The organism is Vibrio owensii CAIM 1854 = LMG 25443, from assembly GCF_000817815.1.
GTDB lineage: Bacteria > Pseudomonadota > Gammaproteobacteria > Enterobacterales > Vibrionaceae > Vibrio > Vibrio owensii.
Window position 1 is genome coordinate 70,958 of the sequence record NZ_JPRD01000049.1, and the last position, 15,797, is coordinate 86,754.

The window sequence follows — 15,797 nt, forward strand, 5'->3', positions numbered from 1 at the left end:
CATTGCTCAGAAGAGCTCATTCAATAAAAAACGCCGCAATCAATGCGGCGTTTTTTGTTCTAGTTGAGGATTATTGGATGTCCAATAGTTCCACATCAAAGATCAGTACACTTGCTGGTGGGATAGGGCCCGTACCGTTTTTACCGTAACCAAGTGTGCTTGGTACGAACAGGCGGATTTTCTCACCCACAACCATGTACTGCAGACCTTCTTGCCAGCCTTTAATCACTTGGTTTAGGCCGAATGTGATTGGCTCGCCGCGCTCTACAGAGCTATCGAAAACTGTGCCGTCGATCAGTGTGCCGTGGTAGTGCACTTTCACTTTGCTCGTTGCGGTCGGGTGTACATCACCAGTACCTTTCTCAAGCACTAGGTATTGCAGGCCACTCTCTGTGGTAATTACACCTTCTTTCTTGCTGTTCTCAAGCAGGAATTCTTGGCCTTTGGCAAAGTTCTCGTCAGCCACTTTGTGGTTGGTCCAAGTGCGGTAGATAAAAAATGCCGCTAGGACGAAAATAATAAGAGGAAACAGAAATTTAGACACAGTAGCTCCTTGTCTTATTTTGGTTGTTTTAGCAGATAGTTGATGGTGTCAGCCATAGCTTCAACGGTTTCGTGACCACCAGTGATCACTTGGTATTTACCGTTTACGATAAACGCTGGAACTGAGTTAATTTGACCACGAGTTGTGATCTCTTCTGCTTTGGTGATGTATTCAAACAGTTTTGCTTGTTGCGCGTCATCTAGTTTGTATGGGCTTACTAGGTTGCGAGACTCAAATGCTTTCTCAACTGCCGCTTGGCGTTCGTCTGCTGTTGCATCTGCACCCATTTGAACTGCGGCAAACAGCTCTTCCATAAATGCTTTGTCTGGTGTGCCGTTAACTTGCATTGCTGCTGTGTAGAAGATGATCGCGCTGATCTGTGCACTCTCGTTAAAGGTAACGTGCATCTTCTCAACTTTTTGTTCTGTCAACGATTCAATCTGGGGAACGAACTGTTCCATCGTACGACAGTGGCCGCAAGTTAGAGAGAAAACTTCAGTAACTGGCGCTAGGTTGTATTCAGCAAGAGAAACAGGCAGCTCTTCGTACTGCTTGCCTTGTTGTGGCTGACTATTGCCGTTATCACAAGCTGTAAGGGCAAATACTGCCGCAAAAAGTGCAGCGCCTTTAGAAATAGTTTTAAACATGGGTCAGGCTCTAAATAGTAAAATTGTTGCTAGTTTATCGGTTAACGGTATCGACGAAAACCATTAATACGGCTTGTTACACTAAAGTGAGACAATCGGAGAAAGTTTAGACAAAACATGGCTATGACGAGTCAATTAACGGCTTCAATGCTTGAAAAATCGAAGATTTCGACCGTTACAAAGATCGCTCTTGATAAGTGCAACATTGGTATTCTGTCAATCATCATTGATGACGTTAGACAAATGAGAAGTGAAGTCATAACGTTGGCACGATAGGTGCTTGGTAAATGGGATGAAATGGTAAAAAGCACTAAAGTTTGGACGATTTGAGCCGACACAGTGAACAGGAATTCATTCTACGTTGGTAACGGTATGAAGCATTGGTTTTTAGTGGCATGCGGCCTTTTAGCTGGATGTGGCAGCATTAATTCAGATATGGTTCCGGGCGGTAATATGTTGGATACCGCTCCTCGAACTAACTCAGAACTTAGACACCCAGAGTGGGGTTATGCGAAGTCTTACGCATCAACACCTCGCTATGTGGCTCAAGCACCGAGCACTATGGGAAAAAAGTCACAGGGCGTGACGTCACTGGAGATGTTTTTAAATAGGCATCAAATCGCCCACGAAACCATCAGTGGCGACCACCTTATGGTGCGTTTGAAAGAACAGGTACACTTCCAAACTGGGTCTGCGAGATTATCATCACAGTCAGAAGATTGGTTACGTAATCTAGGGCATTATCTTGCTGGACGTGCGGATGTCGATGTAGTGATTGATGGCCATGCGGACAGCACAGGCGCAGCAACCTTTAATGATTCTCTGTCTGAGAAACGTGCTCGCGAAGTTGAAAAGCAATTGTTAGCCACAAGCTTGCCGCGCCAACGAGTCTTCTCGCGTGGTTTTGGTGAATATGTACCCCAGTGCAGTAATGCAACGGCAAGTGGTAAGGCGTGTAACCGCCGCGTGGAATTGATGTTGATTGTCGATCTGTAAATTCCCATTGAATCGAAACAAAAGAAAAGAGGCACCGTATGGTGCCTCTTTTACATCCGCCAATGTTCTTAGGGGGAACTAGGCAAATTCTTTTTCAATGTAAGCGACGATGTCTGAAGATTCGTAAAGCCATTGCGTTTCGCCATCTTTTTCAATGCGAAGACAAGGTACTTTCACTCGCCCGCCACCTTGCTCAAGTGCTTCACGATGTACTAGGTCGTTTTTCGCATCACGTAATTCAATGTTCACGGATTGACGCTTCATGGCACGGCGAACTTTTACGCAGAAAGGACAAGCTTCAAATTGGTATAGCGCGTAGTTCTTCGCTTTGTCATCAACGCTTTTTTGTGCCTCTGCTGAGCGTTTAACGCCACGAGGGGAGAATACAGCGTTGAGAAGTAAGATGATTTTTCCCAAAATCCAACGGATAAACTTCATAATGATCCCTTGATGTTCAGTAGATGAGTGTCCTTGAATGTCATGCAACGAGCTATAAATTACAGGCCATATATAACAGCCAAAGCAAGCCGTTGCATGAAAGGAAGTAGTCTATCAGGTGTTTGGTTTTGACAAAACCATGTTTTTTATGAGGAAAGCAGGCGCTTTATCCAGCTAATTAACCCACTGGCTTTTGCTGGGGTTGCTTCTTTGCCAGGACCGAAACTTAATATTAATTCGATACGTTCTGTGTAGTTAAATATTGACCAGATTTTGGTAAGTTGCGACAGAGGTTAAAAAATATGGCACGGTAAACTATACGTTATTGAGTGGGTGAGAGTAAGTGCATCAGTTAAGTGATCTGGCGCGAAATGTGTATAACGCATCGTCATTTCTACATCTGCATGCCCTAGTACATCTTGAAATACTAATACGTTACCTCTGTTTATCATGAAGTTACTGGCGAATGTGCGAAACATTAACGCCAATACTTCTCTAGTAGGTGGTAAGTTTTAAGTAACATTCTATCGATAGAGACGGTAATACACACTATGGCTTGCCTCCAATGTCGTTTTGTTTAAGTGACATTGCTGCTTGATAATAATCTTGAGCTGTAATGCATAACCCCAAATCTACCAGTTCGAGTTTTTGCTTATTACTTAAGTTCTTGGTCATTTGTGTCTTATCTCATACTTAGCTTTTTTAGAGTAGGAGCGGTATGCATTTATTTTTCAACTCGGTGAGGGAATTATCGCGTTTGCTCGGTTCATTCCGGTACCGCGTTCCTCCCACGATAACTCGCCTCAAAACGAAAATGGTTTTTGCACCAGATTCGTTTCTCACTTTGTGCCATCCATTTTTCTGTTTGGCTCAGTTTCTGTGAACAATCACCCGACGCAAAAGCATTCCTGTGGCAGTGTCATAGTAACAATGAGATTTCGATTGTGCCTGCTAGGTGGTTGGTAAATCGCGTCCTTTCTTCTAGCCAGTCATTGGTTTCATTTAACACTTTATATACTGTCGAGCGTGCACTTCCTAGTTGCCGCGCAATGTCAGTCGCTCCTACGCCCCGAGCAAAATATGTGGATAAATAAAAATTTGTGACGCATCGTCTCAAAACTATAAATTGAATAAATATTCAAAGCTCTTTGTGTGAAATATATTGAAACAAAATGAAATATATAGACACAAATATTCGTTGTGTGCCTTTTAGAGGGAAGGGTAATTGATTACATTGCGTTATTTAACTAATTTATAAGCATGGTGTTTTGTATATGTTTTTTTTTGATAAAATTCTCATTATTCAATTCTCTGAAAAAGCCTTTGTTCTTTTAGTCCTTATAGAGTCTCGAATTAAGAAAAACAACAACAAATAGAAAATGAATTTATATGTATATTTTTATTATCGCAAAAGCGTGGCGATGTTTGAAAGTATCTCAATTATATGAAAATAATTGATGTGAAATTTATTTGTGTAGTTTGATTTATGGATCGCTAATTAATGTATGGCTAATTAATATTGACATAATATAAATGCAGGAAATGATTCAAAATCTAACTTATAAATCAAATAAATTTAGCGTAAGTTTTTTCATGACTTAAAAAGAGGAATAGGCCGTTATTAATCGTAAGGGAAATAAACACTACATGTAACAACTTACATAATCATCAACAAAAATAAGGTTGAATAATCATGGCTAATACAATTATAAATAATAAGTTTGATCCGTCAAAAAGAGTATTTTTGAAATACTCGTCACTCTCTGCTATCACCGTTGCGGCAAGTACGGTCTTTGTGCCTAATCAAGTTTTTGCTGCTGTAAATAACACTTCACTATCATCGAAGTCTCTAACTTTAGAAGAGTTAGAAAATATTAATTTCTATACAAAAGAGACGAGCGCTCTTGCGTTTGCTGGGTATCCTAGTCAGACCTTCGAACAAGCTATTGATGAAGTACAGTACATAGCAAATGTAATGCTCAACGAATCTATCAAGCATGTGTTTTGTCAAAATCATAGCGGAATAGCTTCTGAGATGGGAGACGCTATATGGCCAAAAGAAGCAATTATTAATATGGCTGATAATAATGACTCCGTTTGGCAAATCATAAGTAGACATCGAGTGTACTTAGAAGAAATTATGCCTGAGTATATTGCACAAATGATACAAAGCTCATTCCAAGATGAAGCTAAATTAAGCCAGATAAGTCGTGATGAAAGACATCAGCTTAACTCTTGGGATATGTATGGTATTTTAAAGAATATAGCGGAAGAAGAAGAATCTCAAAAGTTTCATAATCTTATGGCTGATTTCTACAATATAGCCGTGGATTTTGCAACCGATTCTGGAGCAAGTAAACTGGCTCAGTATAAATTATCCAACCCGACATCATGGGCGGTAGATTTATATAAATCGGTTCTCGAGGATGTAAGAGTAGAAGCAAGAATGGATTCTATGCTCATAGAGAATGACCTCTATGAAGAAAATCAACATAATACACTTAGCCTCGTGAGTGCTATGAAGATTTTGAATAGTCAGGGCTCAGGTGGATTGTCAGACGAGAGTATAAAGAGGTTCGAAGACACTTTGTACAATACATTTGTTTTAGCAACAAGCTTGAGCACAAAGTGGGGAAGTCGTTCTGACGAATACTCTGCAGTAAACAATCAACATGTAATAAATGAAACGCTCGAACTACTAAAGAATGATAGCAATGCTGATATACAAGAGTTTTGGCGTCAATTTTTTAATGAAAATGATGAAAGTGAATTTATTTCTGTACTTACTAATATGGACTCAGAAACCAGCATTTATAGTGAGGATAGTGTCCGAAAAATTTCAAATATTTATCCAATGTTCAACGATCCCGTTTCCGAGTTCGCTACCTCTGATAAAATACAAACTAGACAGAGTTTCGTAAATCACAGCCTAAGAGGATCGAATCCCATTATACGATTTACCCAAAGTCGTTTAACCAAGATGATTACTGTTAGTGGTGGTAGAACAAACGCTCCATCTGCGATACTAAATATGCTTCTTTTCATTGTTGGGACCAGTCACTATGCATGGGCGACTACAGGCTCCGATGAAGAACAAATGGGGTTTGCAGATAAGCTTGGTATTGGTATTTCAATGTTTGAAACGACTGCTAGCCTTGGCTATTACGCTGCGGTTAAAGCGATTTCTAAGTACATGACTAAAAAGCTACCATCCGAAATAGCCAAAGGGGCTATGTATTTTCAAAGGTATGCAAACTTTTGGTTGGGTATGAAAAACACGAATAAAGTGATTTCAAGATTCACAACCAAAATCGCCGATGCCATCTTTAGCAACTCAGCTGTAGGCAAATTCCTTGCGAAAGCATCTCTTGTTCTTTCAGTGGTGAGTTTAGGTTTTGGTATAGCGGCTTTAGTTGAAGCTGGATATTCTGGAGATACAGCAGATATTGTATTTGAAACGCTAAATGTAGTTGTATCAACGGTAGGTGTAATTGCAGGGGTTGGGGCATTAGTCGGCGCTTCATTTGCAGGACCATTAGGTATAGCAGTACTTGCTGTTGGTGCTGTCATTATGATAGCGCGGTGGATCTATGACTTAACAAGACCAGTGTATGTCGCAACACCTATCAAGGACTTCACCAATACTGTCGTTGAGCCAAACGGCTATATTTTTGACGAAAAAGGTAAATTCATTTCAGTCGTAAAAGATGAGCGAGGTTTCAGTTACCTTCAGAATACATCATTGAAAACACTAGAACTTACCTCAGAAGACAACGCTACATTCGAACTAGACCAGTCGATATCAAACTCTCGAGCGGTCGCAGTATCACATTCCAATGAACGATATGGTGTTGTGTATTCTTTTGAACGATATCTAAATAAAGATAATGCTAAGGCTTGTTATCAGGATTACAACTTAGTGTCTTCGAATGGTTTTGTTCAAGAGCTTGATTGGGATGGCTCAGCAGACCGAGATATCACTTCTGTTATCGCTGTTGTCGAGTCAGCAGATCGGTTCTCGAATACAGCAGCACTGTTTTTGTGCAAACTAAGGAGTGGCTCTACCGCCGTTTATATGACAGATGGTTTAGATAGTATGCCAACCTATAAAGTCTCAGGGTTTGATGCTGATGATGGAGATCTTCAAGATGTTGTCGCCATTAATGGTCAAAACGATATTGCACTGTTAATCGCCACCAAAAAGAACTTATACAGAGTAAATCGAAACTATACAGTAACAAAGATCAACTCACGCGCTCTTACTGAAGACCAAAGTATCATTCATAGTGTCGAACTTCTAGCTGCTGGGGATATTGCGCACTTACTATTGAGATATAACCAACAAGATGATCTTACATTAAGACAAGCTCAATTATATACAGTGAGTCGTAGTAGTGATTGGAGCGATTACGATACGATTAGAGAAAGCGCCTTCTTTGAACTAAATACAGGCGATAGAGTGCTAAGCAGAGCGGCTATTTATGATTCAACTCTTTGTAATGATTTCTTAGTTGTAGGCGTTAATAGCTATAGACGAATGAAAGCAACGTTGGACGAAGCTGGGGCTAAAATTATAGGGTTTGGTAACGGTATAGAGCTACCAACCATTTATCCTATAGATGAGGCGATTCTACTTAAAAATACCTATTTTGGTACTGCCATATAAGTGAAAAAGGCCACCTTAATCACAGGGTGGCCTTTTTGATTACATCGTACCGTCCTTAAATAATCTCTACGTTAAGCACACTCAGTGCGCTTACGCACTAACCTTCAAACCAAATATCGGACCCTCTTCATGAAGTACACATTTACAGCAGCACCTGTAAAGGACAAGGATTGGCGTGAAGCATCGAAAGTAGCATGGCAGTTTCTTGTAGAGAACCGTCACTGCGAAATTTTATACTATGAGGATGTAGCTGCACATGTAGGCACAAACTCACGAAATGTTCATCGTGCTCTTGCTTATATTTTGGAGTTTTGTGAGCGCTATAGCCTTCCACCTTTAGCTGGGCTTGTGATAAATAAAACCATGCACCGCCATCAAAATCGGCGCATGCCGGGAGGCGGCTTTCGAATACATCATCTTAGTAACTTCTATTACCCAGAAAGTATTGGATTTGAATCTCTATATCTGCAAGCACTTAAAGAAATCGAGATAATCGAATGGGAGAATGTCCAGTACCAACCCAAACAAAGTAGTTACCTGGAACTAAAGCGATATTTGCATGCTCAAAGCCTAGAAAAAGGTAAAGTTCCAGCCCAAATCTCCAGGGGCTGCCTACAGCAATTAGTACGCACAACGAGAAATAACCAAAAAGGCATGAACAACAAAGATAGGTGCGCATGAGCCTAGTTACTTACTCTCAATGAGATATGACATTAGCACATAATAAATTTGACATTTCTAACTTGCGGAATCGAGTGACATTTTAAAATTGTTGCAACAATTGTATTTGATTCTTGGCTCGTTCCTTACCGATTACGTTAAATCGCAAAGTAAAGGCGGACTTTTAGCTCTAATCTCCTTGTCTGCTCACCAAAAGAGCAAAATCGATGATTTTCTTCCTAACGTACTTTTTAATTGTGCAATTTGGTTAAACTGCATTTCAATTAATGTATTTTAATTCAATTGTTTACGCTATATTTCTGCATGGTAGGGGCTTTGTTATGTAAATCGATGGAACTAAATAAAGAAGCCACGATCTGATCGGCTACACCCATCAGATCGTATCCTCATGCCTAACCCTAGTTACAAAACAACCAACTGGAAGCGCAGTACAACAAAGCCTCAATCAACGTTGGTAGATCCCGTCGATTCAGCGACTTAGTCATTACTACCGCACTACACCTGTATAAGCCGTCGAACTAAGGAAGTTGAGGTTTTATTTATAACCAAAGCCAGCGGAGTAATACAATATCTGGCAATTGATGCCACTGGCCTCAAGGTTTATGGCGAGGAGCATGGTACTGATGGGAAGCGCAGAGTCCGGCGTAAGCTGCATATCGCAGTAAATACAAGACCCACGAAGTGGTCGCAGCAGAGCTGAGCCTATCTAACGCCACCGATGTCGAAGTGATCCCCAACTTACTCAAGCAGACACGTCGTACAATAATTGAGATATCAGGTGATGGCGCTTATGACACAAGAAATTGCCATGATGCTATACAGATTAAGGGAGCAGTTCCGCTTATCCCGCCTCGAGAAGGAGCAATCTCCTGGGAGCAAGGAACTACTCGCAATTTAGCAGTAGGCAGTCAGAAGCTCTACGGCTCCAATAAAAAGTGGAAAAAGCGGTATGGCTATCACCAGCGCTCGCTATCAGAGGCAGCCATGTATAGAGTGAAACAGTTAGTTAGGTGGCAAATTAAGCCTGAGAAACTACAACGCTCTAGTTGGTGAGACTTACACGATGATCAAAGCGCTGGATAAGCTTACATGGTTAGGTATGCCAGAAACTCAGTATATCGTTTAAGAATCAAGCACTATGGGATAAACATGCCTTCTGACGGAATTAAGCAACAGAGCCTGACGTTCGTTCTTTTGTTGCTTTATCGACCTTAGATTGAGTTCTAAGGTAGAGATAGGAACGAAACTGTTTGAGCTTATCGGTCATAATTTTTCTCCTTACGAGAATGCTCTTTCACTTTCATCGGCTCCGAGCAAAACCGAACTCAGCCAGTTTGCGAGAAGTCGGGTGTGTTTGGGAAATATTTATCTCCACTAAATTTTTAGTGGGGTTTCCCCGTAAATAAAACTGATGCAGTGGAGCACGTTTCCAACGTTCTGTTGCGGCGTTTTATCTGCCTAGGCACAAATTAACAAATAGCGAAATTTATATGTATATTCATACATGTTTTTTTGAGTTGGTGTCAAAGTTAAGGACTCCAACTTTGTGTCGAGGTCGACTTTTGTCGGTTGTAGAAGAAACTAGGGAAAGGAGGCGTTTAGGTAATTGTTAGATGTTTTTATGACTTCGATATCTAACGTTCAGAGCCTTCTAAACTCTAAAGCACCAGATTTAGTGGCGGCATTTGTGGCGGCACTCGTTATTTTAGGTCAGTTTTTGTCGGTTATTTTTATGTTTAATTACTGTATTTATAAACAGTCAAATCTGAATAATGTATTGATTTAAAAAGATTTTGTTGTTTTTTTATGAAATCCAACGGATAAACTTCATAATGATCCCTTGATGTTCAGTGGATGAGTGTCCTTGAATGTCATGCAACGAACTATAAATAACAGGTTATGTGTAACAACCAAAGCAAGCCGTTGCATGAAAGGAAGTAGTCTATCAGGTGTTTGGTTTTGACAAAACCATGTTTTTTATAAGGAAAATAGGCGCTTTATCCAGCTAATTAACCCACTAGCTTTTGCTGGGTTTGCTTCTTTACCGAGGTAAAAACTCTGCATTAAGTCGGTACGGAAAGCATCGAGATCCATACGCTTGATCACTAACTCGTGTTGCAGAATGCTTTGCGTTTGCTCAGCATGGTCGTGCGCAAGGCTAAAGTCCATGTTGAGATAACCTTGAGTATATAACCACAAATGTGTCACCAGAACGAGGTCTTCAGCGGACTGATTAGTGAACTTTTCTGCGTGCTCATCACCTAGCGTGTCACTCAAGACTTGCTGCATGTGATGAGTCGACGTGGCGTGCTGCTCATAGAGTGCACTAGCTTCGATGTGAGATTTGGTTAAAAGCCCAAGTAGATGCAGCGCAGGGGCTGTCTCAGGCTTATTTTCACATACTCTAATGAACAATGGGGCTTGTTCCTTTGTCCAACGTCGCCTTGCTGCTTTGTGCTCGTTAACGAAGGGAATGTTTGTGAACCCCATTTGTTGGATCAGTTCATTAAGAGGCGTCATTACTTTGCAATTCCTTCACCGTCACTTCGACGTGTTGTTCGTTAATATCAACGAAAATAGAGGTGCCGGTAATCATAACAGATAGACTAGTGCCGCGGTCAAGGTGCTGTGAAATCAAGTCGATAGCGTCGTAATCTAGACTTGCCACATCCACTGGAAGCATGCCAAATTTGCCTGCCATTTTATTCCACCAAACCGATGCTTTCGTGTTGTACGTGTATACCTTTACATGCTTAGCAAGGCGTGATGCTTTCTTGATGCGGTCTGGTTCTGGCTCACCGATTTCAATCCAATGTGTAATGGATTGGTCATCTTCAACGCGCCACAAGTCCGGTTCTTCTGTCGTAGAAAGACCCTTAGTAAACTCAAGTTCTTTTTGGGCATTCAAACAGTAAGCCAAAATGCGCGCTAACATGCGCTGTGGTTTTTCTGAAGGGTGTAGGGCAATGGTCAGGTTTTTTGAATCGTAGTAATCGTTGTTCATATCGGAGATCGCGATACGAAACTTGTATATCGTCGGTTTAAGAGCCATAAGAGTGATCAATAATTTGAGGGCAAAAAAATAGCCAGCTAAAAAGCTGGCTACCATATCAAAATCTTAAAAGGATTAAACTAGAGTGATTTTCTCAGCTTGTGGACCTTTTTGACCTTGAGTGATTTCGAATTCTACTTTCTGGCCTTCAACAAGAGTACGGAAGCCGTCACCTTGGATTGCAGAGAAGTGAGCGAAAACGTCAGGACCGTTTTCTTGTTGGATGAAGCCGAAGCCTTTAGTTTCGTTGAACCACTTAACTGTACCAGTAGCTTTGTTAGACATGTTTATTTCCTAAATATCTAATTTTATGTAAATCTTCGCCTAATCGGCGCTTATAGCGTGGAAAAATAAATTGCTATTGCGTACCACAGGACGGGGGAATTACGAGTAATCCAACGAAATGTGAAAACAAAGAACTTTACTTTCTAGCCGTGTTCGAGTCTAGGTTAATTACGGGTATAGTCAACATTTATTGCTCTATCAAAGGCAAATATTTGTATCTAGTCACTTTTTATACAGTGTTTTTTTGATGAAATTTCAAATAAATGACGTTGATGTGAAGTTTTTGAAGAATAAAATGAAAATAATTCTACAAATTTGACTATTTTATCTAATTATTGTCCAATCTGGTTCGACCATTACGGAGGATCTATGGGAAAGAAAAAACTCAATCCTCAGCCAAATGAATTGAATCAAGATACCGAGTTTGGCAGAGGGGAAATCAAAGACAACGCACTTAAAGCGGTCGTCACCAGTCAACTGTTTAGAACGCGAGTTGTGAAAGCCAAAAAAGGCAAAGGCAGCTTCAACCGGAAAGCGAAGCATAGAGGCAAAGAGCCCTATTCAAAGTTCTCACTAAAGTGGATTTTGAATAGGGCTTTTTTCTTGTCTGAAGGTAATGCCGAAGCGGTGTTCTAGCGTTCTATTTTTGGCGAGTAAATCGAGTAGGCTGTAATTTGTCCTGCAACGATGGCTGAGAACATAAACAGTGCTGATAGACCAATACTCGGAATCGGAAGGATCGATTGTTCAAATACCGACTGACTTGCACTGACCAAGACGCGACTGCCCGGAACCAGGATAATGATGCCTTGAACAATGTAGATAGAACCGGTCAGCTCCATCTTTTTTGCAATCCATGTGCCGTAAAGTGTAATCAGAACAGTCGTTACCCAAGTTCCAACCACCCAGCCACTTTCGAAGCCGAGATAGAATGGCCCCCACATCCCCAGCATCGCGACAGGAAGTCCAAGTAGGATATCGATAGGGCGAGCGTTAAAAATCACACCAAGACATGCTGAAATTAAGAACAAGCCACTAATGTGCATCCAAATCGGAATTTCATTGGTGTAAGCAATAGACTGAGCTTGTCCCCAAATCGCTTCGCCAATGTTCAGCCCCATGGTGATACCAACAAACAGTTTGATCAGCGTGAGAGCGCATTGCCCCAATAAGCTAGTGCCCGAAACCAAATCATTAAACGCCAAACATTCGAGTGAGTTAGCGATGGAGAGGCCGGGCACGAATAAGACAATCGTCGCGATACATAGCGCCCAAACAGGGATTGGAAGTCCAGTGCTAGATAGATAAGCGACAATAATGCCAGTGAACAAAGCTGCGATAAACTCAACCGCAATTGCACGTCTCGCTCGGCAAACTTGCTGACATCCCCAGACCATAAAACCGAGAATAAAAGCAAAGCCGACCGCCTCTAAGGTGCTGCCAACCAGCATCAAGTAAGCGGGCGGAATGCCCATGTTTGCCAACGCGATAACCCACGACGGATAACCAGCAGGTTCAGGAACGGGTTCGCTACTCGGTTGGTTGATACGGATGATGGTATTCGCGAGCAAGCTGAGATTAATTGATGCCGGTTTAAGGCGCTTGAGGACGACAGCGTTGTTGTCATCAGGAAATTGATAGTTGATCGCGGTGGGTGTAGCTTGAATCATCACATCTACGCCATGTTTTTGCGCGTAGTGTTGAGTGTATTTCTCTACTTTGTAAGGCGCACAGCCACTACGATGCAGCGTATCGCCAATTTCGACGATTTTGTTAATTCTATATTGAGAAGGCATGGCGAAAGCGAAAATTTCGGGTCACAAAAAAATTGCGCGTAAGTTAACAAAGTGATTCTTATCGAGCGAATAATCATTACTTTTTTTATGTGATTTTGTGGGCTGTGTCAGGTGTTTTTGCGCGCAATGATAAAACCTAAGAAAGCAGAATGTATTTATCGCACTTTTATCCATATAAATTTCATAATAATTCGCGATGGATTAATAAAATATTATGGTAATAAAGTACCGTTTTGCAGCACAAAGGTACTAATTTAGATTCATATCAATAAGAGTCACTTCCCATCATTAAAAGCTCTGCTATACCTTTAGTTCGAATTAAGTCTTAGATAATACTTTCGGATAGGTTGGCGAGAAGTAGGTATGGCTCTCATACGTTATAGTACTTATGGTTGGAAAAGCGCAACATTTGGCATCGCTCTGATGATCGTGAGTGTGTTTTATAGCGCAGCATCCCAAAGTCATGAGACCAAACAAGGCTCTTTGATTGTTGCCAATTCCAAAGCTTGGAAACCATTCTCTTATCTTACTCCAGACGGCGAGCCACAGGGCATTTTGATTGATTTTTGGCGTGAGTACTCTGTTCGCAATGATGTGCACGTTAAATTCCTTCTGCTTGATTGGGAAGAGTCTTTACTCGCAGTGAAGGAGGGGGGTGCAGACGTTCATGCGGGGCTAATATATTCCGAAGCACGAAGCCAGTACTTGAATTTTGGTACGGTGATCATGCCGATTGATACTCAGCTTTACGTGAATAAAGATGTGTTTGGTTTGGACATCAACTCAGTGCTTGAAGGCGAATCTGCGATGGAAATTGGCGTAGTTCGTGGTGGATTCGAAGAGCATTTTATTCGTAAACGTTACCCAAACGCGGCGGTAAAGCTCTATTCGAATAATGATGCAATGTTAGATGCGGTGGCAAAAAAGAAAGTCTTCCTCTTTGTTGCTGACACTCAAGTGTCAAACTTTTACATGGCCACGACACCCGAGCCTGTGGCTTTTTTACCTGCCGTTCACCTTTACAGCAAAAACTTACGAATTGCCTCGGGAGAGGGCAGCCCTAAATCGATTGATGAGATCTCCAGAAACTTTGAGAGAGTGATGGAAGCGGATAAGGATCGCATACTCAGCCGTTGGATTCATATCAAAACTGTTTATCCGGCCTATCTGGCGCCCTTGGCCGTGTTCGCTTTGGTTATTGCCGCCATGTTCCATATCTTTTCATTGAAAAGCACGGTGGCGTTGCGAACTCGGCAGTTAACTTTAGCCAACCAACAGTTGTTTGAGTTGACCCTAACAGACCCTCTTACCAAGCTTTATAACCGACGTCATTTGATTGAAAGGTTGGCGACATTAAGCACAGTAAAAAGAGACCTGACGGTTATGGTGTTTGATATTGATGACTTCAAATCCATCAATGATCAATTTGGTCATTTAGCTGGAGATCAAGCAATCGTTGCTGTTGCGAATACCGCGAAATCGGTAACCGATGAAAAGGTGACATTAGCTCGAATTGGCGGCGAGGAATTTGCGTTGGTGAGTGTGTCACTATCGGCAGAAGAAGCCCAAACGCTGGCGTGTGAAATCTGTACTCACGTTAATCAAATGCCAATCCCATTAAATGGTCAGAACATTCATGTGAGCATCAGTCTTGGTTGCGCGTATTATCCTAAGTTTGATGAGACGCCAAGCCTGCAAGATGCTGATCAACTTATGTATCGTGGAAAAGCCAGCGGCAAGAATCGCGCGGTGTTCCAAATCATCAACAGAAACAAAGTGGAACCATTACTTCGTAAAGCTCAGTAAAACTTTGAGCGAGCTCTCGCTGACCTTCATCCTCTCCTTGCTATACTGATTTGAACTCCCTGTTTTTATTGTCATTTCTGACGCGAATAGTGTTGGATTTCAGTGTCGAGGACGGTTATGCGTACTGCTTTGTTATCTCTATTGTGTTGGTCCATTTCATTTACTGCTGTGGCTGAAAGCGCTTTTGATATCGTGCAAAAGTCAGATCAAGCAATGCGCGGCGATTCCAGTTATACCGAATCGACCATGGAGATCATTCGTCCTGATTGGACTCGGTCGATGACCATGAAGAGCTGGACCAAAGGAACGGATTTGTCTTTGGTGTTAGTTACGGCGCCAGCCAAAGATAAGGGCAGCGCTTCTCTAAAACGACAAAGAGAAATGTGGAATTGGGTGCCGAGCATTGAACGCGTCATCAAAATTGCACCATCTATGTTGAGCCAATCGTGGATGGGCTCTGACTTCACCAATGATGACTTAATCAACCAGTCCTCTATCGTGGTCGATTATCAGCACCAATTGAAAGGTGAGGATGTATTTGATGGCGACAAGGTTTGGGTGATAGATGCGGTTGCGAAGCCCGATGCTCCTGTAGTTTGGAGCAAAGTAACGTTGTGGATTTCCAAATCGACCTACCTACAGCGCAAAGTAGAATTCTACGATGAGTTTGATGAGCGAGTGAACGTGATGACGACTTATGACGTGAAAGAGCTCGGCGGGAGAAAATTAGCTACCAGAATGGAAATGCAGCCGCTTGATAAGCCAGACAACAAAACCGTACTCATTACTCACCAAGCACAGTTTGATTTCGATATCGATGACAGTTTTTTCTCTCAGCAACAGATGAAATCGCTGCGAGACTAAGTTTGGGTAAATGAACGGTTGA

At 41.7% G+C, this 15,797-nt stretch carries 14 protein-coding genes and 2 pseudogenes; 7 read left to right on the forward strand and 9 right to left on the reverse strand.

Annotation, left to right across the window (positions count from 1 at the left end; genetic code table 11):
• Positions 1-70 precede the first annotated feature (70 nt).
• Both H735_RS23280 and H735_RS23285 read right to left on the reverse strand, forming a co-directional pair.
• Complete coding sequence (locus H735_RS23280; RefSeq protein WP_020194145.1) at positions 71-544, reverse strand: BamJ family beta-barrel-assembly machinery protein; 474 nt, start codon at positions 542-544, stop codon at positions 71-73.
• A 14-nt stretch (positions 545-558) separates the two neighbouring features.
• Positions 559-1,191 carry a thiol:disulfide interchange protein DsbA/DsbL gene (locus H735_RS23285; RefSeq protein WP_020194146.1) on the reverse strand — a complete coding sequence of 211 codons (633 nt, stop codon included), beginning with the start codon at positions 1,189-1,191 and terminating at the stop codon, positions 559-561.
• A gap of 372 nt (positions 1,192-1,563) precedes the next feature.
• Here H735_RS23285 and H735_RS23290 point away from each other — a divergent pair, with 372 nt between their 5' ends.
• Positions 1,564-2,187, forward strand: coding sequence for an OmpA family protein (locus tag H735_RS23290; RefSeq protein WP_020194148.1), 624 nt, complete (start codon positions 1,564-1,566; stop codon positions 2,185-2,187).
• Positions 2,188-2,265: 78 nt separating this feature from the next.
• On the opposite strand, the gene H735_RS23295 is transcribed toward H735_RS23290, so the two are convergent.
• From H735_RS23295 to H735_RS32135, 3 genes and pseudogenes are all read right to left on the reverse strand, one after another.
• Complete coding sequence (locus tag H735_RS23295; protein WP_020194149.1) at positions 2,266-2,625, reverse strand: glutaredoxin family protein; 360 nt, start codon at positions 2,623-2,625, stop codon at positions 2,266-2,268.
• Positions 2,626-2,940: 315 nt separating this feature from the next.
• Positions 2,941-3,098, reverse strand: a pseudogene (locus tag H735_RS30440) (site-specific integrase); the annotation flags it as partial.
• A gap of 446 nt (positions 3,099-3,544) precedes the next feature.
• Positions 3,545-3,742 (reverse strand): helix-turn-helix domain-containing protein, encoded by a 198-nt coding sequence (locus H735_RS32135; RefSeq protein ID WP_373364761.1) that lies wholly within the window; start codon positions 3,740-3,742, stop codon positions 3,545-3,547.
• A 576-nt stretch (positions 3,743-4,318) separates the two neighbouring features.
• On the opposite strand from H735_RS32135, the gene H735_RS23300 reads away from it, so the two are divergent.
• The 3 genes and pseudogenes from H735_RS23300 (at position 4,319) to H735_RS23310 (ending at position 9,098) form a co-directional block, all read left to right on the forward strand.
• Positions 4,319-7,291, forward strand: coding sequence for a hypothetical protein (locus H735_RS23300; RefSeq protein WP_020198219.1), 2,973 nt, complete (start codon positions 4,319-4,321; stop codon positions 7,289-7,291).
• A 129-nt stretch (positions 7,292-7,420) separates the two neighbouring features.
• Positions 7,421-7,972: a hypothetical protein gene (locus H735_RS23305; RefSeq protein ID WP_020198218.1), complete on the forward strand. Its 552-nt coding sequence runs from the start codon at positions 7,421-7,423 to the stop codon at positions 7,970-7,972.
• A 388-nt stretch (positions 7,973-8,360) separates the two neighbouring features.
• Positions 8,361-9,098 (forward strand): annotated as a pseudogene (locus H735_RS23310) (IS5 family transposase).
• Between the two features lie 851 nt (positions 9,099-9,949).
• Here H735_RS23310 and H735_RS23315 read toward each other — a convergent pair.
• The 3 genes from H735_RS23315 to H735_RS23325 form a co-directional block, all read right to left on the reverse strand.
• Positions 9,950-10,492 carry a hypothetical protein gene (locus tag H735_RS23315; RefSeq protein WP_020198048.1) on the reverse strand — a complete coding sequence of 181 codons (543 nt, stop codon included), beginning with the start codon at positions 10,490-10,492 and terminating at the stop codon, positions 9,950-9,952.
• Positions 10,479-11,024 (reverse strand): YaeQ family protein, encoded by a 546-nt coding sequence (locus H735_RS23320; protein WP_027726860.1) that lies wholly within the window; start codon positions 11,022-11,024, stop codon positions 10,479-10,481. Before H735_RS23320 ends, H735_RS23315 begins: the two co-directional genes overlap by 14 nt.
• A gap of 75 nt (positions 11,025-11,099) precedes the next feature.
• On the reverse strand, positions 11,100-11,309 hold the full coding sequence (locus tag H735_RS23325; RefSeq protein ID WP_005433440.1) for a cold-shock protein: 210 nt from the start codon (positions 11,307-11,309) through the stop codon (positions 11,100-11,102).
• Positions 11,310-11,678: 369 nt separating this feature from the next.
• Here H735_RS23325 and H735_RS23330 point away from each other — a divergent pair, with 369 nt between their 5' ends.
• Positions 11,679-11,945 carry an alternative ribosome-rescue factor A gene (locus tag H735_RS23330; protein ID WP_020198046.1) on the forward strand — a complete coding sequence of 89 codons (267 nt, stop codon included), beginning with the start codon at positions 11,679-11,681 and terminating at the stop codon, positions 11,943-11,945.
• Here the strand turns inward: H735_RS23330 and H735_RS23335 are convergent.
• Positions 11,942-13,105: a threonine/serine exporter family protein gene (locus H735_RS23335; RefSeq protein WP_009704734.1), complete on the reverse strand. Its 1,164-nt coding sequence runs from the start codon at positions 13,103-13,105 to the stop codon at positions 11,942-11,944. The two genes, H735_RS23330 and H735_RS23335, sit on opposite strands and share 4 nt — an antisense overlap.
• A gap of 363 nt (positions 13,106-13,468) precedes the next feature.
• Between H735_RS23335 and H735_RS23340 the strand changes: the two genes are divergently transcribed.
• Together H735_RS23340 and H735_RS23345 are read left to right on the forward strand one after the other, a co-directional pair.
• The gene (locus H735_RS23340; RefSeq protein ID WP_020198045.1) at positions 13,469-14,911 is read left to right on the forward strand and encodes a transporter substrate-binding domain-containing diguanylate cyclase; all 1,443 of its coding nucleotides are present in this window, start codon (positions 13,469-13,471) and stop codon (positions 14,909-14,911) included.
• A gap of 117 nt (positions 14,912-15,028) precedes the next feature.
• Positions 15,029-15,775: an outer membrane lipoprotein-sorting protein gene (locus H735_RS23345; RefSeq protein WP_020198044.1), complete on the forward strand. Its 747-nt coding sequence runs from the start codon at positions 15,029-15,031 to the stop codon at positions 15,773-15,775.
• The last annotated feature ends 22 nt before the right edge of the window (positions 15,776-15,797 follow it).